General features: G+C 70.8%; 18 protein-coding genes and 1 pseudogene. 8 read left to right on the forward strand and 11 right to left on the reverse strand.

What is annotated here, in order from left to right; genetic code table 11:
- Positions 1 to 39 precede the first annotated feature (39 nt).
- Entirely contained in the window at positions 40 to 1,260 is a 1,221-nt protein-coding gene (locus AB0E98_RS05590; RefSeq protein ID WP_361698891.1) for an acetyl-CoA C-acyltransferase, read from the forward strand.
- Positions 1,257 to 3,383, forward strand: coding sequence for a 3-hydroxyacyl-CoA dehydrogenase NAD-binding domain-containing protein (locus AB0E98_RS05595; RefSeq protein ID WP_361698893.1), 2,127 nt, complete (start codon positions 1,257 to 1,259; stop codon positions 3,381 to 3,383). Before AB0E98_RS05590 ends, AB0E98_RS05595 begins: the two co-directional genes overlap by 4 nt.
- A gap of 134 nt (positions 3,384 to 3,517) precedes the next feature.
- On the opposite strand, the gene AB0E98_RS05600 is transcribed toward AB0E98_RS05595, so the two are convergent.
- Positions 3,518 to 4,534, reverse strand: coding sequence for a hypothetical protein (locus tag AB0E98_RS05600; RefSeq protein WP_361698895.1), 1,017 nt, complete (start codon positions 4,532 to 4,534; stop codon positions 3,518 to 3,520).
- 18 nt (positions 4,535 to 4,552) lie between these two features.
- Between AB0E98_RS05600 and AB0E98_RS05605 the strand changes: the two genes are divergently transcribed.
- The 5 genes and pseudogenes from AB0E98_RS05605 to AB0E98_RS05625 all read left to right on the forward strand — a co-directional run bounded on the left by AB0E98_RS05605 (position 4,553) and on the right by AB0E98_RS05625 (position 10,973).
- A complete protein-coding gene (locus tag AB0E98_RS05605) occupies positions 4,553 to 5,722 on the forward strand; it encodes a CapA family protein (protein ID WP_361698897.1) in 1,170 nt (389 codons plus the stop codon).
- Between the two features lie 153 nt (positions 5,723 to 5,875).
- Positions 5,876 to 8,110: a cache and HAMP domain-containing protein gene (locus AB0E98_RS05610; protein ID WP_361698899.1), complete on the forward strand. Its 2,235-nt coding sequence runs from the start codon at positions 5,876 to 5,878 to the stop codon at positions 8,108 to 8,110.
- 3 nt (positions 8,111 to 8,113) lie between these two features.
- Positions 8,114 to 9,289, forward strand: a pseudogene (gene pgsB / locus AB0E98_RS05615) (poly-gamma-glutamate synthase PgsB); the annotation flags it as partial.
- A 98-nt stretch (positions 9,290 to 9,387) separates the two neighbouring features.
- A complete protein-coding gene (locus AB0E98_RS05620; RefSeq protein WP_361698901.1) occupies positions 9,388 to 9,870 on the forward strand; it encodes a poly-gamma-glutamate biosynthesis protein PgsC/CapC in 483 nt (160 codons plus the stop codon).
- A gap of 17 nt (positions 9,871 to 9,887) precedes the next feature.
- Positions 9,888 to 10,973, forward strand: a complete 1,086-nt coding sequence (locus AB0E98_RS05625; protein ID WP_361698903.1) for an NlpC/P60 family protein — start codon at positions 9,888 to 9,890, stop codon at positions 10,971 to 10,973.
- Between the two features lie 107 nt (positions 10,974 to 11,080).
- Here AB0E98_RS05625 and AB0E98_RS05630 read toward each other — a convergent pair whose 3' ends face one another.
- A complete protein-coding gene (locus tag AB0E98_RS05630; RefSeq protein WP_361698905.1) occupies positions 11,081 to 12,094 on the reverse strand; it encodes a hypothetical protein in 1,014 nt (337 codons plus the stop codon).
- Positions 12,095 to 12,197: 103 nt separating this feature from the next.
- Here AB0E98_RS05630 and AB0E98_RS05635 point away from each other — a divergent pair, with 103 nt between their 5' ends.
- Positions 12,198 to 12,623 carry an NTP pyrophosphohydrolase gene (locus tag AB0E98_RS05635; RefSeq protein WP_361698907.1) on the forward strand — a complete coding sequence of 142 codons (426 nt, stop codon included), beginning with the start codon at positions 12,198 to 12,200 and terminating at the stop codon, positions 12,621 to 12,623.
- 20 nt (positions 12,624 to 12,643) lie between these two features.
- On the opposite strand, the gene AB0E98_RS05640 is transcribed toward AB0E98_RS05635, so the two are convergent.
- The 9 genes from AB0E98_RS05640 to ngcE form a co-directional block, all read right to left on the reverse strand.
- Positions 12,644 to 14,167 (reverse strand): amino acid permease, encoded by a 1,524-nt coding sequence (locus AB0E98_RS05640; protein WP_361698909.1) that lies wholly within the window; start codon positions 14,165 to 14,167, stop codon positions 12,644 to 12,646.
- Positions 14,168 to 14,368: 201 nt separating this feature from the next.
- Positions 14,369 to 16,366 carry a 1-deoxy-D-xylulose-5-phosphate synthase gene (dxs, locus tag AB0E98_RS05645; protein ID WP_361698911.1) on the reverse strand — a complete coding sequence of 666 codons (1,998 nt, stop codon included), beginning with the start codon at positions 16,364 to 16,366 and terminating at the stop codon, positions 14,369 to 14,371.
- A 231-nt stretch (positions 16,367 to 16,597) separates the two neighbouring features.
- Positions 16,598 to 17,863 carry a sugar ABC transporter permease gene (locus tag AB0E98_RS05650; RefSeq protein ID WP_361699360.1) on the reverse strand — a complete coding sequence of 422 codons (1,266 nt, stop codon included), beginning with the start codon at positions 17,861 to 17,863 and terminating at the stop codon, positions 16,598 to 16,600.
- Positions 17,864 to 17,871: 8 nt separating this feature from the next.
- Complete coding sequence (locus AB0E98_RS05655; protein ID WP_361698913.1) at positions 17,872 to 18,663, reverse strand: ATP-binding cassette domain-containing protein; 792 nt, start codon at positions 18,661 to 18,663, stop codon at positions 17,872 to 17,874.
- A 4-nt stretch (positions 18,664 to 18,667) separates the two neighbouring features.
- Positions 18,668 to 19,774 carry a substrate-binding domain-containing protein gene (locus tag AB0E98_RS05660; protein WP_361698915.1) on the reverse strand — a complete coding sequence of 369 codons (1,107 nt, stop codon included), beginning with the start codon at positions 19,772 to 19,774 and terminating at the stop codon, positions 18,668 to 18,670.
- A gap of 243 nt (positions 19,775 to 20,017) precedes the next feature.
- Positions 20,018 to 21,217 (reverse strand): ROK family transcriptional regulator, encoded by a 1,200-nt coding sequence (locus AB0E98_RS05665; RefSeq protein WP_361699362.1) that lies wholly within the window; start codon positions 21,215 to 21,217, stop codon positions 20,018 to 20,020.
- A gap of 239 nt (positions 21,218 to 21,456) precedes the next feature.
- On the reverse strand, positions 21,457 to 22,383 hold the full coding sequence (locus AB0E98_RS05670) for a carbohydrate ABC transporter permease (RefSeq protein WP_361698917.1): 927 nt from the start codon (positions 22,381 to 22,383) through the stop codon (positions 21,457 to 21,459).
- Positions 22,383 to 23,300 carry a sugar ABC transporter permease gene (locus tag AB0E98_RS05675; RefSeq protein ID WP_361698919.1) on the reverse strand — a complete coding sequence of 306 codons (918 nt, stop codon included), beginning with the start codon at positions 23,298 to 23,300 and terminating at the stop codon, positions 22,383 to 22,385. The genes AB0E98_RS05670 and AB0E98_RS05675 overlap by 1 nt, the downstream gene beginning before the upstream one ends.
- Before the next feature lie 9 nt (positions 23,301 to 23,309).
- Positions 23,310 to 24,740, reverse strand: coding sequence for an N-acetylglucosamine/diacetylchitobiose ABC transporter substrate-binding protein (gene ngcE, locus AB0E98_RS05680; protein ID WP_361698921.1), 1,431 nt, complete (start codon positions 24,738 to 24,740; stop codon positions 23,310 to 23,312).
- Positions 24,741 to 25,092: the final 352 nt, after the last annotated feature.

The following is a 25,092-nucleotide window of genomic DNA, read 5'->3' on the forward strand; positions in this document are numbered from 1 at the left end:
TGCCCGCGCGCAGCGATCCGCACCTGGAGGAGAGCCAACGTGCCTCGTACCGCTAGGGACGTCGTCTTCGTCGACGGCGTCCGCACCCCGTTCGGCAAGGCGGGCCCGAAGGGCATCTACCACGAGACCCGCGCCGACGACCTGGTCGTCAAGTGCATCCGGGAGCTGCTGCGCCGCAACCCGGACCTCGACCCCGCCCGTATCGACGAGGTCGCCATCGCCGCGACCACGCAGATCGGCGACCAGGGGCTGACGCTCGGTCGTACGGCCGGCATCCTCGCGGGCCTCCCGCAGTCCGTGCCGGGCTACTCCATCGACCGCATGTGCGCCGGCGCCATGACCGCCGTGACCGCCCTCGCCGGCGGTGTCGCCCTCGGCGCCTACGACATCGCCCTGGCCGGCGGCGTCGAGCACATGGGCCGTCACCCCATGGGCGAGGGCGTCGACCCCAACCCCCGCTTCGTGTCGGAGAAGCTGGTCGACGAGTCGGCCCTCTTCATGGGCATGACGGCGGAGAACCTCCACGACCGTCTGCCGCACATCACCAAGCAGCGCGCCGACGAATACGCCGTGCGCAGCCAGGAGAAGGCCGCCAAGGCGTACGCCGACGGCAAGATCCAGGCCGACCTGGTGCCGATCTCCATCCGCCGTACCTCGCCCGAGGGCGGGGAGACCGGCTGGGGCCTGGCCACCGCCGACGAGCCGATGCGCCCGGGCACCACGCTGGAGAACCTGGCGGGCCTGAAGACGCCGTTCCGTCCGCACGGCCGGGTCACCGCGGGCAACGCGGCCGGTCTCAACGACGGTGCCACCGCCTCGCTGATCGCCGCCGAGGACGTGGCGCGCGAGCTGGGCCTGCCGGTCAAGATGCGCCTGGTCTCCTACGCCTTCGCCGGTGTGGAGCCCGAGGTCATGGGCATCGGCCCGGTCCCGGCGACCGAGAAGGCGCTGGCCAAGGCCGGTCTGACGATCGACGACATCGGTCTGTTCGAGATCAACGAGGCCTTCGCCGTCCAGGTGCTCTCGCTTCTGGACCACTACGGCATCGCGGACGACGACCCGCGCGTCAACCAGTACGGCGGCGCCATCGCCTTCGGTCACCCGCTGGCCTCCTCCGGCGTCCGGTTGATGACGCAGCTGGCCCGGCAGTTCGAGGAGCAGCCGCACGTCCGCTACGGCATCACCTCGATGTGCGTCGGCTTCGGCATGGGCGGAACGGTCATCTGGGAGAACCCGCACTTCGACGGAGGCAACAAGTGAGCACCACCACTGAGCTCCTGAAGGGCGCGGCCGAGCTGTTCCCCGACGAGGTCGTGACCCAGGCGCACGTGCGCCACCTCGACCTGCCCGGCGCGGGGCGCTTCGCGCTCATCACGCTGGACAACGGCCTGGACCACACCAAGCCGACCACGTTCGGCCCGCAGTCCCTCGCCAACCTCGACAAGGCGATCGACCAGGTCGAGGCGGAGGCCGGGGCCGGCGAGATCACCGGCGTCGGCATCACCGGCAAGCCGTTCATCTTCGCCGTCGGCGCCGACCTCAAGGGCGTCGAGCTGCTGAAGAAGCACGAGGAGGCCCTGGCCATCGGCAAGGGCGGCCACGACGTCTTCAAGCGGCTGTCGGCGCTGGCGGTCCCGACCTTCGCGTACTACAACGGCGCGGCGATGGGCGGCGGCGTCGAGGTCGGTCTGCACTGCACCTACCGCACGGTATCCAAGGCCATCCCGGCCTTCTCGCTGCCCGAGGTCTTCCTCGGCCTGGTGCCCGGCTGGGGCGGCTGCGCCCTGCTGCCGAACCTCATCGGCGCGGACCGCGCGGTCTCGGTGATCATCGAGAACTCGCTGAACCAGAACAAGCAGCTGCGCGGCAAGCAGGTCTTCGACCTGGGCATCGCCGACGCCCTCTTCGAGGGCGCGGACTTCCTGGAGCAGTCGCTGCTGTGGACGGCCTCCGTCCTCAAGGGCGAGACCGAGGTCGTCCGGCCCGAGGTCGACCGCGGCGAGGCCTGGGACCAGGCCATCGAGCGCGGCCGCGCCTTCGCCGACTCCAAGGTGCACGGCGCCGCCCCGGCCGCCTACCGGGCGCTGGACATCATGGCCGCAGCCAAGAACGGCGACCTGCGTCAGGGCTTCGACGCCGAGGACCAGGCCCTCGCGGACCTGATCATGGGTGGCGAGCTGCGCAGCGGCATCTACGCCTTCAACCTGGTGCAGAAGCGCGGCAAGCGCCCGGCCGGCGCGCCGGACAGGTCGCTCGCGCGCCCGGTGAACAAGGTCGGCGTCGTGGGCGCCGGTCTGATGGCGTCCCAGCTGGCGCTGCTGTTCGTCCGCCGTCTGGAGGTGCCGGTCGTGCTGACCGACATCGACCAGGAGCGCGTGGACAAGGGCGTGGGCTACGTCCACGGCGAGATCGACAAACTGCTGCTCAAGGGCCGTATCAACCAGGACAAGGCCAACCGCCTGAAGGCCTCGGTGACCGGCTCGCTGGACAAGGCCGCCGCCTTCGGCGACGCGGACTTCGTCATCGAGGCCGTCTTCGAGGAGATGGGCGTCAAGCAGCAGGTGTTCGCCGAGCTTGAGGCCGTCGTGCCCGAGCACGCGATCCTCGCGACCAACACCTCCTCCCTCTCGGTCACCGAGATGGCGTCGAAGCTGAAGCACCCCGAGCGAGTCGTCGGCTTCCACTTCTTCAACCCGGTCGCGATCCTCCCGCTGCTGGAGATCGTGCGCGGCGAGCGGACCGACGACGGGGCGCTGGCCACGGCGTTCGGTGTCGCCAAGAAGCTGAAGAAGACGGCGGTCCTGGTGAAGGACGCCCCGGCGTTCGTCGTCAACCGCATCCTGGTCCGCTTCATGGGCGAGATCCAGAACGTCATCGACGAGGGCACGCCGGTCGCGGTGGCGGAGAAGGCCGTCGAGCCGCTCGGTCTGCCGATGTCGCCGCTGGTGCTGCTGGAGCTGGTCGGCCCGGCGATCGGTCTGCACGTCTCCGAGACGCTGGCCGCCGCCTTCCCCGACCGCTTCAAGGTCTCGCCGAACCTGGCCGCCGTGGTCAAGGCCGGCAAGCGCGGCTTCTACGTCTACGACTCCGGCAAGCCGGAGCTGGACCCGGAGGTCGCCGCCCTTCTGGTGCAGGGCGACACCGTCCTGACGGAGGAGCAGGTCCGGGCGCGCGTCCTGGAGGCCATCGCCCAGGAGATCGGCCTGATGCTGGACGAGGGCGTCGTCGCCGAGGCGCAGGACATCGACCTGTGCCTGATCACCGGTGCCGGCTGGCCCTTCCACCTGGGCGGCGTCACGCCGTACCTGGACCGCGAGGGCGTCTCCGAGCGCGTCATCGGCCGTCGCTTCCTGCCGCAGGGCGTGGCGAGCGTCCCGGCGTAGCGGTACCTCTCACCGGACGGGCCGGATTCATCCGGCCCGTCCGGCGTTTGAGGACACGCGGCGCAGCCGCGTCCGGGGTCCGGGGCGGAGCCCCGGGAAACGGTGAAAGGGCGGGATCGGGGACAACCCACCGCCTACCCGCGCCCCGCACTCCACCGCCGGACGACCTCCGTCAGCGCCCGGACCGCCTTCGCGACAAGGCCGTCGTCCATCCGTACCGTCCGGCTGTGTTCGACGTGGAGGAACGGCACCCGTACCGCGTCCGCGTGGTCGCCCTCGACGTTCGTCCGGCCTTCGAGCCGGCCGCAGTAGCGCCGCCACACCTCGCACACCCTCAACCCCTCGCGGCCCAGCGCCGCCGACAGCCGACGCCCGGCGGGCAGACCGGCGTCGCCCTTGCCCGGCGAGACGACCACGTCGCGGTCAGGGAGGCTGCTGTCGGCGAAGCCGTGCACCTGTACGGCGGGCAGTCCCCGGTCGGCGAGCACGGCGGCGACCGCGGCGAAGACGGAGTCCGCGCGGTGGGCGACATCGGCGGCGTCCGCGTCCGCACCGTCACCGTTGGCCGCCGCGTCACCATTCGCCGCCGCGTTGCGGTGCGCCCCCGCGAGGATCAGCACCCCGCCCGGCGCTCCGCGCAGCAGCCCGATGCCGAGTTGTTCGGTGCGCTGGTCGGCGCTGGGGTGCGGCACCTGTACGGACCAGCGCGCCGGGCCGTGGAGGTCGAGGTAGACGCGGCCCCAGCCCCGGGTGGTCTCGCCCTCCGGTGTGGCGTCGGCGATCTCGGCGTAGCGGCGGCCGTCCTGGCGGTCGGCGAGGGTGCGCAGGGCGTAGCCGACCCCGGCCAGCGACCGTTCGGCGGCGGCGTGGTCCCCGTCGAGGAGGTGGCGGACGCCGTCGGTGACGGCCCGCCGGTCGCTGTCGGCCGGGACGCGGTAGTGCCCGTTCTGGGTGATGCGGTCGGTGAAGACCGTGATCCGGGCGCCGAGGTCGACCGAGCCCGCCGCGTCCGGCGGCTCCGCGCCGGCGGTGCCCTGGCGGGCGCGGCCGGAGGGGTCGGCACAGCCGGTCAGCCCGGTGAGCGCCGTCAGCGTCAGCGCGCCGAGCAGCACGGACGCCAAGGGCGAGGAGATTTCGGGCTTGAGCCTCATGGCGGTAAAAATACCCCGGTGAAACGTTTCCTCCGTCGCCCCGTCGTCCTCTCCACAGCCCTGGCGCTCCTCGTCGGCGGCTCGACGGCGGGCTATCTGTACGCCCGAGCGGAACCGGGCGGGGTGGAGGCGTCGTTCACGCTCGCAGCGGGCGGGGACGTGCTCATCCATCCGGAGATCACGGAGCAGGCCGTCAAGGACGCCCGGGAGGCGGGCCGGCCGGGGCCGGACTTCGGTGCCGTCATGGCCGGGATCAAGCCGGTCGTCGCCAAGGCGGACCTCGCGGTCTGCCATATGGAGACCGCCATGGCCGAGCCGAAGGGGCCCTTCCTCGGCTACCGGAAGTTCAGCGTGCCGCCGCAGATCGCCGGCACGCTCAAGGACCTCGGCTACGACGCCTGCTCGACGGCCTCCAATCACACCCTCGACCACGGCCCCGAGGGCGTACGACGGACGCTGGACACCCTCGACGCCGCCGGGCTGCGGCACACCGGGTCGGCGCGCGACGCGCGGGAGGCCGCCACGCCCCTCGTCCTGGACGTCAAGGGCGTGAAGGTGGCGCAGCTGTCCTACGCGTACGGGCTCAATGACACGACCGTGCCGAAGGACAAGCCCTGGCTGGTCAACGTCACCGATGTGCGGCGGATGGCGGAGGACGAGAAGCGGGCCCGGGCGGCGGGCGCCGAGGTGGTCTTCGCGAGCGTCCACTGGGGGCGCGAGGGGCGGGCCGAGGCGAGCAGGGCGCAGACACGGCTGGCCGAGCGGATCGCCGAGGAGACCGGCATCGATCTGGTCGTCGGCCATCACGCGCATGTGGTGCAGCCCTTCGAAAAGGTGGGGAGCACCTGGTTCGCCTATGGTCTGGGCAATCAGGTGGCCCGGCATGCTCAGCCGCTGGGCGTCACCGAGGAGGGCGTGCTGGGCTGGTTCTCCTTCACCAAGCGGAAGGGCTCGTGGTCGGTGTCCGACGCCCGGTTCGTCCCGACCCTGGTGGAGCTGGAGCCGAGGATCCGGCTGGTGGACGTGGGGGCGGCGCTGAAGGGCGGGGGCCTGACGGCGCAGCAGCGCTCGCGCTACCGGACGGCCTTCGAGCGGACCCGGGGCACGGTGCTCAACCGGGGCGCGGAGAAGGACGGTCTGCGTCCGCTGACCATCACGGAATGGCCACGACAAAAAGGGCAGAGTTGATCATGCCCATACAATCGACTTGGTCAATTCTTTAAAGTCTGCCTAGAATCCGGACGATTCATGCTCCAAAACGCAGTGCGGCAGACAGTTAGGGCCAGGACCTCACGGTTCCGGTGAGCATGCCCCGCGCGCTCACCACCGAGAGGAACACCGTTGCCCGCTTCGCGCGGCTCACGTCGGCGCAAGACGCGCCGTCGCGCCGACATGCCCCTGCTGGGCGGCGCCCGCCCGCCGATCGCCGCCCTCCTGGCGCTGCTCCTGGCGGTGGCGGGCACGACGGCCCTGGTGCTCGGCGACCGCGACCGGGCCCTCGTCGACCGGGCCGTGCTGACCTCCCAGCAGCATGTGGCCGAGGACGGCGCCCTGTCGCTGCGGGCCTCCCTCGACGAGAGCGTCACCGACATCCAGCGCGCCGCCGCCCAGTTCGGCGGTGAGAAGGCGGGCGCCCCCGACGCCCTGATGGACCAGCTCGGCAAGGTCTACGGCAAGTGGCGCGGCACCGCCGTCGTCGACCCTGGCAGCGGCACCCTCCTCGCCGCGCGCGGCGAGAACATCCCCCTGGCGACCGTCCTCGGCGGCAGGGCCGGGCAGCCGGGCACGAAGGATGCCAAGTCCGGTGACGCCGGGGCCGGAGGCACCGCCCCGCTCGGCCCGCAGCTGGTGCGGCTTCCCTCCGGCGAGACCCGGATGCTCGTCATGGCGGCCCTGCGCGGCGAACGTCCCCGGCTGCTCGTCGCCTCCGGCACCCTCAACGTTCCCGGCATCTCCTCCGGCGAGGACCGCTCGCTGCTGGTCGTCGACTCCGCCGGCACGGTCCTGGCCAGCGACGGCCCGTCCGTCGCCCGCAAGGCGTGGGCGAAGAGCGCCCGCAAGAAGGCCGCCGCCGAGTTCTCGAAGACCCCCGAGCCCGGCGGTCACCCCGGCGCGAGCGGCCACCTCATGGGCACCGGGCGCGGCGACACCCGGATGGCCGTGGGCTACGCGGCCGCCGGGCGCGCCCCCGGCGAGACGAGCCCCGCGGGCGCCCTCGGCCTGTCCGTCGTCACCTCCGTCGAGGCCACCGAGGACCCGTCCGCCGTACGCACCCAGGCCTTCGGGCTCGTCGCCGCCGGCGTCCTGCTCGTCCTCGCCCTGATCGTGGGCTGGGTGCTGCTGACCACCGTCCAGCGGCCGCTGCTCCAGCTGTACCTGGAGAGCCGCCGGCTCGCCCGGGGCGAACTGGAGCGGCCCGTCCGCCGCTTCAAGGGCCGTGAGCCGGCCCGTGTCGGCGCCGCCCTTGAGAGCCTGCGCGGCCAGCTGCTCGGCGGACGGCCCACGCGCGCCGGCCGGGCGCGCGGCGGCTTCGGCACCCGCGGCTCCGTGATCGTGTGCGCCGTGGTCCTGCTCGCCTGGGCCGCGCCGCTGCTGCTGCTCGTCAACCGCGCGGGCGGTGGCGTGACCGTGCCCCAGCAGCTGGTGGAGGACCAGCGCCGCCGTACAGACACCGCCTCCGACAGGGTGCGCAAGGCGCTCAACGAGGGCTGGGCCGACGTCGCCTCCGTGGCCCAGGCCCTCGGCGCGGACGACCGCGAGGCGTCGGAGGCCACCGACAAGGCCGTCCTCGACAAGACGCTGCGCGAACACGGCCGCTACCGCGCGGTCTACGTCGTCGACGGCGCGGGCAAGGTCCTCACGCGCGCCGGAGCCGCCCCGCACCACCCGGCCGGCAAGGCGCCCCACGACGACTCCGTCGTCCAGCTCAACGCCTCCGGCAAGGAGCCGCTGATCGCCGCCTACGCGGCCGTGCCCGGCGGCAAGGGCCGCGCGGTGGTCGGCGAGTACGACCCGCAGTTCCTCGTCTCGATGGTCACCCGGCCCGGCCTCGGCCAGGTCTGGCTGATCGACAAGTCCCACCGGATCGTCGCCGCCGACCGCGCCCACGGCTTCCGGGCCTTCGCGAAGCTGCCCTCGGGCCACCTCGACGACCTCGCGGTCACCGCCGCGAAGCACCCCGGCAAGACCTCCGGCACCGCCGTCCTCCACCGCGGCAAGGGCACCTCCGACATCGCGGCCGCCGCCCCCTTCACCGGCGGCGGCGCGGTCAAGGACCTCGGCTGGCAGGTCGTCAGCTCCCAGCCGACGTCCTGGCTGGAGCTGCCCGAGTACCGCGCCCAGCGGCGCACCATGCTCGCCGGGCTCCTCGGCGTGACCGCCGCCGTGGCCTGCCTGGGCTGGCTGCACATCATCGTGATCCGCCCGCTGCGCAAGCTCGCCGACCAGGCGGAGGCGCTGGCCGGCGGCGACCGCAGGACGGTCCTGTTCCCCCAGCACCACGACGAGACGGGCGCGGTCGTCCGCAACCTCGAACTGATCCGGCAGCAGCTGACGCGCCCCTCCGGAAGGACCTGACGCGTGCTCTTCCTCTATACGGTCCTGGTGATCTGCTGCGCGATCCTCCTGGTCGCGGGCGTGATCGAGCAGCGCCGGCACTTCACCAACCTCGACACGATCCCCACCCGGGTGCTGATCAACGGCATCCGGGGGAAGAGCTCCATCACCCGGCTGTGCGCGGGCGCGCTGCGCGGCGGCGGGCTGGTCACGGTCGCCAAGACCACCGGCACCGCGGCCCGCTTCATCCACCCGGACGCCACCGAGGAGCCCGTCTACCGCAAGTTCGGCATCGCCAACGTCGTCGAGCAGATCGGCATCGTGCGCCGGGCCGCCGCCTACCGCCCGCACGCCCTGGTCATCGAGTGCATGGCCGTGATGCCGGCGCTTCAGGAGGTCAACCAGACCAAGCTGATCCGCTCCACCATCGGTGTGCTGTGCAACGTCCGCGAGGACCACCTCGCCGAGATGGGCCCGACCCTCGACGACGTGGCCCGCTCCCTGAGCCGGTCCATGCCGGTCGGCGGAATCTGCGTCACCGCCGAGCGCGACCGGCTGCACATCCTGCGCGAGGAGGCCGACAGGCGCGACTGCCGGCTGATCGCCGTGGACCCGGAGACGGTCACCGACGAGGAGCTGCGCGGCTTCAGCTGGTTCACGTTCAAGGAGAACGTGGCCATCGCGCTCACCGTCGCCGAGCTCCTCGGCGTCGACCGGGCCACCGCCCTGCGGGGCATGTACGACGCGCCGCCGGACCCCGGTGTGCTGTCCGTGGAGCGCTACCGCACCCCCGAGGGCATGCCGTTCCGCTTCGCCAACATCTTCGCGGCCAACGACCCCGAGTCGACGCTGATGAACGTCGAGCAGCTGCTGGGCCTCGGCGCCATCGACCGCCCCCTGCACGTACTGATCAACTGCCGTCCCGACCGCGTCGAGCGCAACGGCCAGATGGGCGAGCTGATCCCCCGGCTCGCCCCGGAGTCGGTCTTCCTGATCGGCCACCCGACGAAGAGCGCCGCCGACGCGATCCCCGCCGAGTGGCGATCACGCATCGTCGACCTGGGCGGCGACCGCCGCGACCCGGCCGAGCTGGAGCGGGAGATCCTGGCCCGGCTCGGCCCCGGCGCCTCGCTCATCGCCATCGGCAACATCCACGGCCAGGGCGAACTGCTCCTCGAACGCCTGGCCGCCCTACCGGCCGGGCTTCCGGACGACGATTCCGCACCCCCCGACTGGGGGCACCTCCCAGCGGTAGCTGGGGGAGACCCATCGCAGCCGCAGCACACAGGAGACTTCCGTTGATCCCCGCCGTCCTCACTCCGGAGATCGCCGCCATCGGGATCGCCCTGGGGCTGCTGTTCTCGCTGGTCTGCTACCTCACCACCAACCTCTCCCCCGGTGGCATGATCACCCCCGGCTGGCTGGCCCTGACCCTGGTCGAGGACCTCCAGCGCGCCGCGATGGTCGTCGGCATCACCGTCCTGACCTATCTGGGCACGCTGCTGCTCCAGCGTCACGTCATCCTCTACGGCAAGCGGCTCTTCGCCGCCGTCGTGCTGACCGGCGTGGTGCTCCAGGCGACGCTCCACATCATCCTCCAGCAGCAGTTTCCCCTGATGTACGCGAACCAGACCCTGGGCTTCATCGTCCCCGGCCTGATCGCCTATCAGCTGGTCCGCCAGCCGCGCGGCGCGACCCTGCTGGCGACAGCGACGGTGTCGCTCGCCAACTACGTCGTCCTGACCGCCGGGCTCCTGCTCGGCTTCATGCCCACCGTCTGACCACGGAGCTCATCTTCATGTCCCGGAAGCACAGCACCCGCCGCAAGGGCGGCGGCCCGAACGGCAGGCGCGCCCTCCACGCCCTGGTCCTCCTGGGGCTGCTCGGCACCAGCGCCTACCTCACGGTGGAGCTGCGCGACCGGCAGGACGACCCGGCCCCGCCGGTACGCACCATCGGCCCGGCGAGCAAGGTCGCGGGCAGGACCACCGCCACGGGCGAGCGCCGCTTCGAACGCCTCGCCTCCCCGGCCCGTACGGTCGTGCGCTCCGCCGACGGCTCGGTGCTCGCCACCTTCACCGACAGCGCCCGCACCGCCGTGCTCACCGGCCCCAGCCGGACCTTCACCGAGCCCAACTACACCTCGGCGAAGGTCACCACCGACAGCTGGGTGCGGCTGCTGCCGGAGAAGTGGACGGAGGGCGCGGAGAAGGCCCCCTGGTTCAAGGAGTGGTTCGCCACCCAGCTCGGCAGCCATGAGCCGGACATCTTCGCGTTCTCCATGGAGTACCTCGAAGGAGCCCCGCAGAAGAAGGACGCCCACGGCATCCCCTACGCGGGCGACGCCCAGTTCGGCCCGCTGAACCCCCAAGGCTCCGAGGCCGGGGACATGCGCCTGGAACAGTCCGACTTCTACGACTACCTGGGCATCCCCTACACCTTCCGCGACGGCACGGTGGAGAAGCCCGAGGCGCAGCGCTTCCGCGCGATGGACTGCTCCGGCTTCGTCCGCACGGTCTTCGGCTACCGCGCCCGCTACCCCCTGCTGGGCAAGGACATCAAGGGCGACGGCCTGCCGCGCACGGCCAACGGCATGGCCCGCCTCGCCCCGGGCGTGCCGGTCCTGGAACTGACGGGCAAGCGCCCGGTGGCCATCGACAAGCTCCAGCCGGGCGACCTGGTCTTCTTCGACATCGACAAGCGCACCGGCGAACGCCTCGACCACGTCGGCGTCTACCTGGGCCTCGACACCGACGGCAAGCCCCGCTTCATCTCCAGCCGCGAGGAGGCCAACGGCCCCACCTTCGGCGACAAGGGCGGCACGGCCCGCCTCGACGGAAACGGCTTCTACGCGACGGGGTTGCGCAGCGCGACGCGTTTGTAGTGTCCTCAAGCGCTGGACGGGCTGGCAAAGTCAGCCCGTCCAGCGCTTGAGGACCGGGGTCCGGGGCGGAGCCCCGGGAAACGGTGAAAGGGCGGGGCTGGGCCGAACTACACCCGCGCCCACGGCCCGAGGTCGAGCCCGGCCGCATCCCCGCGCTGCCGCGCGACCCGCAACGCGCCATCGGCACCGATGACGGCCACGACAACCCGTCCCGCCGCATCGAGCGCCACCGCCGGCGCCCCCACGCACTCCTGCGCCGTGTCGGTCCATGATCCGTCCTCGCCCACCGCGACGAGGACCCGGCCGGCATCCGATCGCTGCACCAGCACGTCGCCCAGGGCCGCCACCGGCTCGCTCCCGTCACCTCCCAGCGACGGCAGGGCCCGCGACACACCCGCGCGCTGGGTGTGCAGGACCGAGTCCCCTTCCGTACGCCAGTAGTGGGCGACGTCCGCGTCGGCTCCGGCCGAGGCGGACGAGAAAGACCCCGGCAGCGACTTCACCGCCGTGTCGGGCATCCGCTTCAGCGGCCCGCCCGGCTCCTCCTGGCGCCACCGCAGGACGTGGTCCGGCGCGGGCACGACGAGCTCGACGTGCCCGGCGGCGGAGACGGCCGCGGACCCCGACTCGACGACCTTGTTGCCGGCGAGGTCCAGCCACGGGCCCCAGACGCCCCGGGCGTCCTGGCGGCGTCCGCTTATGCCGCGGCCGGCGTTGCGGAAGTAGAGGTGGAGGCCGACGCCGTCGACGGCGGCCACGGGGAAGCCGATCCGTCCGGCCTTCTCCCAGTCGCCGCCGTGGGGCGTGCCGATGGACCGCCACTGGGTGAGGGCGCGGCCCGACTGGAACTGCGTCGCGTAGACCACGTCGGTCTCGGCGCGGCCGTCCTCGTGGGCGCGGCGGCGGAGCCCGGCGAGGTACACATAGCCCTCGGCGCTCCGGGTTATGGAGAGGTGCGGCTCCAGCCCCGGCACGTCCAGCCGCTCGGGGCCCGTCCATTCGGGGCCGCCGGGGCGGGCCTCGGTCCAGCGGAGGAGACCGCCCGGGACCGGGGCGTAGGCCGTCAGCCGGCCGTCGTTACCCCGCAGCAACCAGCCGGTGGTGGCCGTGCGCACTGCCATGACTCGCTGACCAGCCTCTCTTGGAAAGCCTTTACCGATTTTGTCGATCCTCGACATTAACACTGCGGATTCCGCCCACTGACGGCGTGCCAAGCTGAACGCCATGACCGCACAGGCTCCGGAATCCCCCAGAACCCCCGATTCCGCTCTTCTTGTCGTGGACGCCGCCAACGTCGTCGGTTCGGTGCCGGACGGCTGGTGGCGTGACCGGCGAGGGGCGGCCGAGCGGCTGCGGGACCTGCTGGCGGGCTACGCGCGGGAGGGTCTTCCCGAAGGGGCGGTGGAGCCGCCGCCGGCCGGCCCTCCGGAGATCGTGCTGGTGGTGGAGGGCGCGGCGCGCGGCACCGCGCCGGTGCCCGGGGTGGGCGTCGAGGCGGCCGGCGGCAACGGCGACGACCGGATCGTGGAGCTGGTCGCCGCGCGGGCGCCGGGGCGGCGCTGTGTGGTCGTCACGGCGGACCGGGAACTGCGCGAGCGGGTGAGGGCGCTGGGCGCCGAGGTGGTGGGGCCGCGGGCGGTACGCCCGTAGTCCGCGGCCCCGGGTCCGGGTCAGACGGTGGGCACGCTCCGCTGCGCCTGGCTCACCCGGCTCATCCTCCTCCCGTAGACGAAGTAGACGACGACGCCGATGACCATCCACACGGCGAACCGCACCCAGGTCTCCGCCGGCAGATTGAGCATCAGCCACAGCGACGCGAGCACCGACAGCACGGGGACGTAGGGAACGAACGGCGTGCGGAAGGCGCGCGGCAGGTCGGGGCGGCTGCGGCGCAGGACGACCACGCCCGCCGCGACGACGACGAAGGCGAACAGCGTGCCGATGTTGACGAGTTCGGCGAGGACGTCGATCGAGGTGAAGCCCGCGACGACCGCGACGACGACGCCCAGAAGGACCGTGGAGCGGTAGGGCGTGCCGAAGCGCGGGTGGACGGTCGAGAAGAAGCGGGGCAGGAGCCCGTCACGGCTCATGGCGAAGAACACCCGGCTCTGCCCGAGGAGCAGGATCATGCAGACGGAGGTGAGGCCGACGGCCGCGCCGAAGCTGATCAGCCCGCCCCAGAAGGGGTGCCCGGCGTCCTTGAAGGCGTCGGCGAGCGGCGCCTTCGTGGAGAGCTTGTCGTACTTCTGCATGCCGGTGACGACGACGGACACGGCCACGTAGAGCACGGTGCAGATGACGAGGGAGCCCAGGATGCCGCGCGGCAGGTCGCGCTGGGGGTTGCGGGTCTCCTCGGCGGCGGTGGCCACGATGTCGAAGCCGATGAAGGCGAAGAAGACCACGGCGGCCGCGGAGAAGATGCCCATGACGCCGAAGTTGGAGGGGGTGAAGCCGAACATCAGCTGGACCAGTGGCGCGGCGAGCCCGTTGCCGCCCGCGGTGCCCTTCGAGGGCGGGATGAAGGGCTCGTAGTTGGACCCGTTGATGAAGAAGGCGCCCACGATGATGACGATGAGCACCACGGTGACCTTCACCCCGACCACGACGGCCGTCACCCGCGAGGACAGCTTCATCCCGGCGACCAGAATGGCCGTCAGCACCAGGACGAGGACGGCGGCGAGGAGGTCGAAGCCGAAGCTGCCGGCATGGGCGCCGGTCAGCGGCCCCGGCAGATGCCAGCCGGCGTTGGCCAGCAGCGACTGGATGTAGCCGGACCAGCCGACGGCCACCACGGCGCAGCCCAGCGCCAGCTCCAGGATCAGGTCCCAGCCGATGATCCACGCGGGGAGCTCGCCGAGCGTCGCGTACGAGAAGGTGTACGCGGACCCGGCCACCGGCACGGTGGAGGCGAACTCGGCGTAGCACAGCGCCGCGAGCCCGCACACGATACCGGCGAGGACGAAGGCGAGGGCCACGGCGGGCCCGGCGTTCTCCTTGGCGACCTTTCCGGTGAGGACGAAGATGCCGGTGCCGATGACGACGCCGACGCCGAACACGGTGAGGTCGAGGGCGGACAGGTCCCTCCGGAGGGAGTGTTCCGGCTCCTCGGTGTCCTGGATGGACTGCTCCACCGTCTTGGTCCGGAACATGCCGCTTCTGCCGCGGCCGCTCCGGACGGGTCGCTCTGCGCTCATCGGCTCACCTCCACCTGCTCGGCGTCGCTCGCCCTGCCCGAACTGAGCGAGTGTCCGCGATGATCGGGGCGTGATGCGGGCGGCCACAGCCACCCACCCCCAGGATTCACCCGATGGAGGACAGACGCACCCATGCGGAAGGGCCGACCGGACCACCCGTGCGGGTGGTGCGGCCGGCCCTTCGGGACAGCGATGGGCCCGTCAGTCGCGGACGGCCTCGGCGGTCTCCCCCGCCTCGGAGGACTCGATGGAGCCGGTGGCCCCGGCGGCCTTCAGCGCCTCCACGGCCTCCACGGTCTCGTCGGCGCCGTCGAGGCGCCCGTCGAGCTTGGCGACGAGGCCGGTGACCTGGCGGGCGATGTCGGGGGCGGTGAGCCCGATCTCCGCCATGACCTCCTTGCGGGAGGCATGGTCGAGGAAGCGCGGCGGGATGCCGAAGTCGCGCAGCGGCAGGTCCACCCCGGCGTCGCGCAGCGCCTGCGCGACCGCCGAGCCGACACCGCCGACGCGGCCGTTGTCCTCGACGGTGACGACGACGCGGTGCTCGGCGGCCAGGCCCGGCAGGGCCTCGTCGACGGGCTTGACCCAGCGCGGGTCGACGACGGTCGCGGAGATGCCCTGCTTGTCGAGGAGGTCGGCGATCTCCAGGCACATCGGGGCGAGCGCGCCGACGGAGACGATGAGGACGTCCGGCTTCTCGGTGGCGTCGGCGGGGCGGCGCAGCACGTCCATGCCGCCGATGCGGCAGACGGCCTCGACGGCGGGGCCGACGGTGCCCTTGGAGTAGCGGACGACGGTGGGCGCGTCCTTGACCTCGACGGCCTCTCGCAGCTGGGCGCGGACCTGGTCGGCGTCGCGGGGGGCGGCGATCCGCAGGCCGGGGACGACCTGGAGGATGGACATGTCCCACATGCCGTTGTGGGAGGCGCCGTCGTCGCCGGTGACGCCGGCCCGGTCCAGGACGAAGGTGACGCCGCACTTGTGCAGGGCGACGTCCATCAGGACCTGGTCGAAGGCGCGGTTGAGGAACGTGGCGTAGACGGCGAAGACCGGGTGGACGCCGCCGGTGGCCAGGCCCGCCGCGGAGGTGGCGGCGTGCTGCTCGGCGATGCCGACGTCGTAGACGCGCTCGGGGAAGGCCTTGGCGAACTTGCCGAGGCCGACGGGCTGCATCATCGCGGCGGTGATGGCCACGATGTCGTCCCGCTCCTGGCCGAGCTTGACCATCTCGTCGGCGAAGACGGAGGTCCAGCTGGCGCCGCCGGAGGAGACGGGCAGGCCCGTGTCGGGGTGGATGGCGCCGATGCCGTGGAAGCGGTCGGCCTCGTTCTGCTCGGCGTGCTTGTAGCCGCGGCCCTTCTGGGTGAGGCAGTGCACGAGGACGGGGCCGCCGAAGCGCTTGGCGCGCTGGAGCGCGGACTCCAGGGCCTCGATGTCGTGGCCGTCGATCGGGCCGACGTACTTCAGGCCGAGGTCCTCGAACATGCCCTGCGGGGCGATGAAGTCCTTCAGGCCCTTCTTGGCGCCGTGGAGCGTCTCGTAGAGGGGCTTGCCGAGGACCGGGGTGCGCTCCAGGAGGTCCTTGCCGCGGGCGAGGAAGCGCTCGTAGCCATCGGTGGTGCGCAGGGTGGCCAGGTGGTTGGCGAGGCCGCCGATGGTGGGCTCGTAGGAGCGCTCGTTGTCGTTGACGACGATGACGAGCGGGCGGTCCTTGGCGACGGCGATGTTGTTCAGCGCCTCCCAGGCCATGCCGCCGGTGAGCGCGCCGTCACCGATGACGGCGACGACGTGGTCCTTCTTCCCCAGGATCTGGTTGGCCTTGGCGAGGCCGTCGGCCCAGCCGAGGACGGTCGAGGCGTGGCTGTTCTCGATCACGTCGTGCTCGGACTCGGCGCGCGAGGGGTAGCCGGACAGACCGCCCTTGGCGCGGAGCTGCGAGAAGTCCTGGCGGCCGGTGAGCAGCTTGTGGACGTACGCCTGGTGACCGGTGTCGAAGAGCACCTTGTCCCTGGGCGAGTCGAAGACCCGGTGCATGGCGATGGTGAGCTCGACGACGCCGAGGTTGGGCCCGAGGTGTCCGCCGGTCTTGGAGACGGCGTCGACGAGGAAGGTGCGGATCTCCGCGGCCAGCCGGTCGAGCTGCTCCGGGGTGAGCCGGTCCAGATCGCGCGGTTCCCTGATGCGGGTCAGCAGCGCCACCCGTGCCTCCTTGTTCGAGCTGTCGAGCCTGGTCGAGCTCGCCGGTCCGTCGAGTCTAATGTTCCGCCCCTGGTCCGCCTGCAATGGCGGTGAACGGGTGATGCGAGCTATCTCACGCGTTCGGTGGAGCGAGATCACACACCCTATGAAAGGCCGGGCGGACGCGCACGGCGAGGGGCCCGGACCGGCCATCCGGCCCGGGCCCCTCGCCCGTACGTCCGCCCGCGCCCGCTACACCCGGCCGGCCGTCTTCTGGGTCCGGCGGGAGAGGGAGTCGATCACCACGGCGGCCAGCAGCACCGCGCCCGTGATCATGTACTGGACCGCCGAGGCGATGCCCAGCAGGGCCATCCCGGAGGCGATGGACTGGATCACCAGCACGCCCAGCAGCGCCGACCAGGTCGAGCCCCGGCCGCCGAAGAGGCTGGTGCCGCCGATGACGGCCGCCGCGATGGCGTTCATCAGCAGGCTGCCGGCGCCCGAGGACTGGTTGGCGGCGTTGATCTGGGAGGCCAGGAACATGCCCCCGAGCGCCGCCATCGTGCCGGACAGCGCGAAGACCGAGATCCGCACCGCCGTGACGTTGACGCCGGCCCTGCGGGCCGCCTCGACGCTGCCGCCGAGGGCGAAGATCTTGCGCCCGTAGGAGGTGCGGCGCAGCACGAAGTCCAGCGCGACCACCACCCCGAGGAAGATCACCAAGGCCAGCGGCAGGCCCTTGTACTGGTTGAGGAGCCAGGCCACCGCATAGGCGGGCACCGCGAGGACGGCCGTGCGCAGGACGATCTCGCTGAGCGGGCGGCTGGGGACGCCGGCCGCCTCGCGCCGCCTGCTGTCGCGCCAGGAGGCCAGGAAGAACACCGTCGCACCGAGCGTGGCCAGCCCGTAGGCGGCGGAGATGTCGGTGAAGTAGTGATTGGTCAGATCGGCGACCAGCCCGGAGTCGTCGAGGTTGATGGTGCCGTTGGAGCCGAGCACCTGGAGCATCAGGCCGTTCCAGCCGAGCAGGCCGGCCAGGGTGACGACGAAGGCGGGTACGCCGATCCGGGCGAAGAAGAACCCGTGCAGCACCCCGGCGAGGGCCCCGGTGACCAGGGCGATCACCAGGGCGAGCCACTCGGGCACGCCGTGGTGGACGTTGAGCACGGCGAGGACGGCTGCGGCCAGGCCACTGACCGAGCCCACCGACAGATCGATCTCGCCGAGGATCAGCACGAAGACGATGCCGACCGCGATCAGGCCGGTGCCCGCGGCGGTGACGAACAGGTTGGAGAGGTTCTCGGCGCCCAGGAAGGCCGAGTCCCGCAGCTGGAAGACCAGGCCGATGACGATCAGCCCGACCACCACGGGCAGCGACCCCAGCTCACCGCTGCGCAGCTTCCGGCGGAATTCGCTCCAGTAACCGGCGAAGCCCTCCTCGCGGACCAGCAGCCGGGGGTCGACGGGCGGGGCCGCGGCCTCGGCGGGCGGCGGGGTGTCCTGCGGTTCCTTTGACAGATCGGCGGTCACGACGCCCCCTCCCCGGTCGTACGGGCCCTACGGCGGGTGACAGCGTTGTCGGTCGCGCCGGTGATGGCCGAGATGATCTCCTCCTGGGAGGTCGTCCGCACCTCGAAGGTGCCGTTGTTGCGGCCGAGGCGCAGCACCGCGACCCGGTCGGCGACGGCCTTCACGTCCGCCATGTTGTGGCTGACGAGGATCACGCCCAGGCCGCGCTCGCGCAGCCGCTCGACCAGGTCGAGGACCTGGGCGGTCTGCTCCACGCCCAGGGCGGCGGTGGGCTCGTCGAGGATGACGACCTTGGGCTCGCCCAGCAGCGAGCGGGCGATGGCGACGGTCTGCCGCTGCCCGCCCGAGAGCGAGGCGACGGGGATCCGGACGCTGGGGATGCGGATGGACAGGGTGGCCAGGAGCTCCCGGGAGCGGCGTTCCATCTCGACCTCGTCCAGCACCCCGGCGCGGGCGATCTCCCGGCCGAGGAAGAGGTTGCCGACGACGTCGATGTTGTCGCAGAGGGCGAGGTCCTGGTAGACGGTCGCGATGCCCAGTCCCTGGGCGGTGTGCGGCCGGTCCACGGTGACGGGCCGACCCTGCCACTCGATGACGCCGTCGTCGGCCGGGCCGACGCCCGCGATGGTCTTGACCAGGGTGGACTTGCCGGCGCCGTTGTCGCCTACGAGGGCGACCACCTCACCGGCGTGGATCTCCAGTTCCACGTCGGTGAGCGCCTGGACGGCCCCGAAGCGCTTGGAGATCCCTCGCAGCGCCAGCACGGGCGGAGCGGACATGTGCGTCATCCCCTCACTTCAGCCCGGACGCGTCGCACTGCGCCCGGTACTTGGCGGTGCAGATCTCGTCCTTGGTGAAGAAGCCCTCCTGGCCGACGTACTTCGCGATGTCCGCCTTGGTGAGGGCGAAGGGCGTGACGATGACGGCGGGGATCTTCTTGGTGGTGCCGCTGGTGACGGTGGCCTTGGCGATGTCTCCGAGGTCCTTGCCCCGGGCGAGGGCGACGGCCAGTTCGGCGGCCGCGTCCGCCTCGGGCCTGTAGGGCTTGTAGACACTCATGAACTGCTCGCCCGCGAGGATCCGCTGGACGGCCGAGAGCTCGGCGTCCTGGCCGGTGACCGGCGGGAGCTTGTCGAAACCGGCGCTGCGCAGGGCCGTGATGATGCCGCCGGCCATGCCGTCGTTGGCGGAGTAGACGCCGATGATGTTGTCCTTGCCGAGGGAGGAGATGGCGCCCTTCATATTCTCGTTGGCGTTCTCCGGCTTCCATTCCTTGGTGTCGTACTCCCTTCCGATCTTCACCTTGCCGTCGAGCACGGAATGGGCGCCGGCCTTGTACATCTTGGCGTTGGGGTCGGTGATCGCGCCGTTCATCATCACGATCTGGCCCTTCGAGGCGTTGTCGCCGAGCTCCTTGAGCAGGGATTCGCCCTGGATCCTGCCCACGCGCTCGTTGTCGACGGAGGTGTATGCCTTGACCGGGCCCTCGGCGAGGCGGTCGTAGGCGACGACGGGGATTCCCTTGTCGTTGGCCTTCTTGACCGAGCTCGCTATCGACTTGGCGTCCACCGCGTCGAGGATCAGGGCGTCGACCTTCTTGGTGATCATCGTGTCGACCTGCTGCTGCTGGACGGAGGCGTCCTGCTTGGCGTTGTCGTAGAGGATGACGGTGTCGGCGCCCGCGAGTTCCTTGAGTTTCTTCTCGATCAGCGGCCGGTCGAACCGCTCGTAGCGGGCGGTCTGGTTCTCCGGCAGCAGCAGACCGATGGTCAGCGGGCCCTTCTTGTCCTTCTTCGCGGTACCGCCGCCCGCTTCCTTGGCACTGCCACAGGCCGCCAGTCCGGCGGCCATCGAGGCGGCGGCCAAGGCCACGGCCGCGCGACGCAGATGAGCATTCACTCGCAGTTACCTCCCTGACGAGGCCGCGCCTTTGCGGCCGAGGTGACCGGAAGTCAACTCGGCCGCCAAAGGAGCGTCAAGAAGTAAATTCTTAACGAGATGGCAACGATGCCATTCGTTATCTGTGTGAACTCAAGAGGTGACGCATCGCTGCGTCGGCGTGTCTTCTCCGGATCTCTTCCGGATCCATTCCGGAGCGCGCGAAAGCACTGTGCGCGCCCCGCGCGTGGTCCGGAAGGGCCGTCAGGCCGGTATCGCGGAACGCGGCGGGCCGGCCGGGTCCAGCAGGGTCGAGTCGCCCATCTCGCTGAGGACGAGCGCCAGCGCGCCCAGCACCTCGGAGCGGCCGCCCAGGGCCCCCGGCACGACCTCCAGCCGGCGGGCGGCGCTGGGGATCGCGTACCGCGAGACGGACTCGCGGATGGGCGCGAGCACCAGCTCGCCCGAGTCGGCGAGGTCGCCGCCGAGGACGACCCGGCTGGGGTTGAGGAGATTGCAGAGGTTGGCCACGCCGCTGCCGATGTGCCGGCCGACGTCCGAGATCACCCGGCGGCAGCCCGGGTCGCCCTCGCGGGCGAGCTCCACCACGCGCGGCACGGTCAGATCGGTGCCGTGGGCCGAATGGAGGAGCGGCAGGATGTAACGGGCGGCGGTGAAGGTCTCCAGGCAGCCGCGGTTGCCGCAGCGGCAGACCGGGCCGGACTCGTCCAGGGTGATGTGGCCGATCTCGCCGGCGGTGCCGCCCGGGCCCCGGTAGATCTTGCCGTTGATCACCAGGCCCGCGCCCACGCCACTGGCGACCTTGATGTACGCCAGGTCCGTGGCGCCCCGGCCCGCGCCCCACACCAGCTCGCCGAGGGCGCCGAGGTTGGCGTCGTTGTCGACGTGGACGGGGACGCCGAGGCGGGCGGCGAGGTCGTCGCGGGGGTTGGTGCCGGCCCAGCCGGGCAGGATCGCGGTCGAGCCCAGCACCCCGGACTCCGCGTCGATCGGGCCGGGGACGCCCAGCCCCACCCCGACGATCTTGCCCGGGTTGATCCCCGCCTTGGTGATCAGGGTCCTGACCAGGTATTCGGCCCGCTGCAACCCCTGCTCCGCGGAGGCGTCCACATCGAGCGGCTCGGCGTCCTCGGCCAGCACCTGGTGGGCGAGGTTACCGACGGCGACCCTCAGGTGGGTATGGCCGAAGTCCACACCCACGACGATCCCGGCGTCACCGGAGAGCGAGACGCTGCGGGCGCGCCGGCCGCCGGAGGAGGTGGGGGTCACCTCGACCGTCCCGCCGTCCTTCAGCTCCCGGACGATATTGGAGACGGTGGCGGCGGACAGCCCGGTGGTCCGGGCGATCTCCGCCTGGGTGAGCGAGCCCGCCATGCGCACCGCGCGTACGACCCGCTCCAGGTTGGCCCGGTGCAGCGACGACTGCGACCCCGGAGTCTCCACGCCCATCCACTCCCGCCTCACCGGGCCGGCCCGACCGCCGCCCCGAGGCCGGACTACGGCTCTGGAGCCCGGCCATCCCTACAACATATGAACCCTAAGCTCAGCCGTCGGACTTCCGTCCCGTCAAGGGTCCGACGCCACAGCGTAAGGGCCGGGCGGGCCGGGGGGCCATTTCCGGCCACCCGGCCCGAGGCATCGGACCCGAGGCCGACGGACCCGAGCCCGGCCGGAGCGGTCGGTTACTTCAGGGCCCCGGCCGTCAGCCCCGCCTGGACCTGCCGCTGGAAGACGACGTACGCGGCCAGCACCGGCAGCATCGCCATGACCAGGCCCGCGAAGAGCCCCGACCAGTCCCCCTTGTACCCCTGGCTGACCGCGAGGGCGACCAGCCCCTGGGGCAGCAGCTTCTTGTCGTCGTCCCCCACATTGAGCACCGTGGGCAGGAGGTACTGGTTCCACTGGCCCAGGAAATTGAAGATGCCGACGCTGATCAGGCCCGGCTTCGCCATGGGCAGCATCACCTGGAAGAAGGTCCGGGTGTGCGAGGCCCCGTCGATCAGCGCCGCCTCGGCGACGGAGGTCGGCAGAGTCCGGAAGAACCCGCTGAGGAAGAAGATCGTGAACGGCAGTGAATAGGCGATGTAGACCAGGATCAGCCCGTGGTAGGTGTCGAGCAGTTGCATGTTCTTCATCACGAAGAACAGCGGCACGAGCGCCAGGATGATCGGGAAGCTCATCCCGCCGACGAAGAGGAAGTAGATGAAGCGGTTGCCGGGGAATTCGAAGCGGGCCAGGACATAGGCGGCCATCGACCCGAGCAGCATGGTGCCGGCGAGCGAACCGGCCACGACGATGACGGAATTGAGGAAGTACTCGCTCATGTGCGCCTGGGACCAGGCCCGGCTCCAGGCGTCGAAGTGCAGCCCCTTGGGCAGCGCCCAGGGGGAGGTGAAGATCTCCTTGTCGGTCTTGAAGGCGCTCATCACCGCCCACAGCAGGGGCAGGGTGACCATCAGGCCCCAGATGAAGAGCACGCCGTGGGAGAAGACATTGAGGACGCCGCCCTCGCGGCCCACGCCCTGCCGGGGCGCCCCGGCGCGGGCTGCCTTCCCGGCCCCCGGTGTCGCGGCGCCGCTCCCCTCGGTGGGTTCCGCCGTCACGGCCATCAGTACTCCAGCCTTTCGCGCCGGCCGAGCTTCAGCACGACGCCCGCGAAGATCATGGTGACGATGAGCAGGGCGACACCGACCGTCGTGGCGTATCCGGCCTGCCCGTCACGGAACGCCTTGGTGTAGAGGTAGAAGGACAGCACTTCCGTGGAGTAGTCCGGTCCGCCCGGGCCCACGGTCATGATCTGTACGACGGCGAACGAGTCGAGCGCCATGATGCCCATATAGACCCAGCCGGTCTGCACGGTGTCCCACAGCAGCGGGAGCGTGACCCGGAAGAAGGTCTGGAGGCGATTGGCGCCGTCGAGCAGGGCGGCCTCGTAGAAGTCCCGGGGAATGGCGCTCATCCCCGCCGAGAACAGCACCACGTAGAAGCCGACGTTGCTCCACACCATCACCGCCGTCACGCACCACAGCGCGAGCCGGGGATCGCCCAGCCATTCCGGCCGTACGGAATCCAGGCCGACGGCGCTCAGAAAGGAGTTCAGGGCGCCGCTGTTGGGGTTGTAGGCGAACTGGAACAGCAGGGCGACGATGGCGATCGACAGCACCTGGGGGAAGAAGTAGACGACCTTGTAGAGGCCCGAGCCGCGCACCCCGGCGACCGCCGCGTTCTTCCTGCGACGGCCGCCGACGTTGAGCATGAAGGCGAAGAACAGCCCGAGCCCGAGCGTCACCACCGGCAGTACGAGCAACAGCAGGACGTTGTGCCAGACGGCCTTCCAGAACACGTCGTCGTTCCAGAGCCGTTGGTAGTTCTTGAGCCCCGTCATCCGGAAGTCGGGGCTCAGTCCGGTCCAGTCCGTGAAGGAGTAGTAGATGGCCTGGACGAACGGCGAGATGACGAAGATGCCGTAGAGCGCCAGGGGCAGGATCAGAAAACCCGCGATGAAGCGGTACTTACCGTGCTGCATGGCCGCCGCTCACTTGTGCCGGTACTTCTTGACGGAGTCGTCCTTCGCGGTCTCGTCGGCGAAGCGCTGGATCTTGGTGATCGCCTCGTCGGGGGTCAGCCGGCCGGCCATCATCTCGCCGAGCGCCCCCACGCCGATCTTCTCCTTCTGGAGGGCCACGTACCAGTCGCCGAGGCGCGGGTTGACCACGTTCTTCCCGGCCTTGGTGAGCGCCTCCTGGGAGGAGGCGAGGCCCGACGGGAGGGTCAGGCCCTCGGTTCCGCCGTTGAGGGAGGTGAGCGAGGAGACGGACTTGATGAAATTCTGGGAGGACTTCTTGCCCAGCATGAGCCGCAGCAACTCCATGCCGCCCTGGGGGTTCCTGGCGTTCTTCGGCACGATGAAGGGCTCACCGCCGGAGGCCCACAGGGTGCCGAACGGCAGCTTGTCGCTCTTGTCGAGGCCGGAGGGCGCGCCCACAGCCATCCGGAAATCTGCTGGCGTGGTCTTCTTCGACTCGTTCTCGACCCAGGAGCCATTGGGGAGGAACAACGCCTTCCCCTCGTTCCACGCCGTCTGCGACTCGATATGGGTCAGGCCCGGGGTGCCCTGGAGGATGTAGCCCTTCCTGTAGAGCTCGTAATAGGCGTCGAAGGCGGCCTTGACGGCCGGGTCCTTCCAGGCGTTGGGCTCCAGGTTGTCGATTCTCTTGAGCACCTCGACACCGCCGATCTTGGCGATGAACGGGTAGAGGCTGAACGGCAGGTAGTACGGGTACTTGCCCGCGTACGTCCAGCCTGCGATGCCCTTCTTCTTCGCCGCCTCGCAGACCTTGAGCATGTCGTCCCAGGTCTCGGGATACTGGGCGTCGAGCTTCGCCAGGTTCGTCTTCGAGTACCAGACGCCGTAGACCGTGTAGGCGTAGTACAGGACCCAGGTCTCGCCACTGTCGAACTGTCCCATTTCCACGACGCCGGGGCGCAGGGTGTCGCGTACCTTCTTCGACGGGTCGTCATAAGAGGGTGCGTCCAGCAGGGCGTTGAGATCGGTCAGCTGCTTCTTGGCGACAAGAGTGCCCATGTCCATCTGTTTGGCACCGGAGTTGTCGATGAGATCCGGCGGGGTACCGCCGTTGAAACGGGGCTGGAGCTGGGTCTGGATCTCCTGGGTGGCGGAGTGCTTCACCTGGGCCTTCGGGAAGGCCTTCTGGTATTCGGCCTCGGCGTCCTTGGCGTACTGCTGGCCGAAACCGCCGTCGAAGATGACGACGTCCAGGGCGGCGCCCGCATTGACCGCGAGCGGGTTCCTGTCGCTCTTCTCGCCCTTGTCGACCTGGTTCCCGCCGCCGCTGTCCCCGCTGGCGCAGGCGCTCAGCACGCTCATCGTCGGCACCGCGATCAGGCCTATCGCCGCGGCTCGTTTGATCAGGTCGCGCCGGCTGAATTCCGGGGTGGTTCCCATGCTCAAGTCCTCGCCTTCTCCAGGACTCAGGCGGTGCACCGGTCTCCCCTTGCGAACTCGTCACCGCCGAAGGGCCCGACACCGCGGGTCAGTTGAAGCTTGGTGCTGGGTGCGCTCCGGGAAGAATCCCCCACGGCGTGCTCGTGCGCCGCTCTCCCCCTGGCCCGACGGCGGCCACGGCCGCCCGGACTGTTCGACAGGTATAGTCCACTCCGATCAACTGGGCAAGATCGAAAGCGGCTTTGACCGTCAGTCTTTCCCGAGTTGAGACCTCTCCGTCCGCCCCTCGGAGCCCCCCGGGATCCCCCTGGGACCCGCCCGGCGACACCAGCCCCGAGACCCTTGACACCAC

It is taken from the genome of Streptomyces sp. NPDC037389 (assembly GCF_040636475.1).
Taxonomy (GTDB): Bacteria; Actinomycetota; Actinomycetes; order Streptomycetales; family Streptomycetaceae; genus Streptomyces; species Streptomyces hesseae.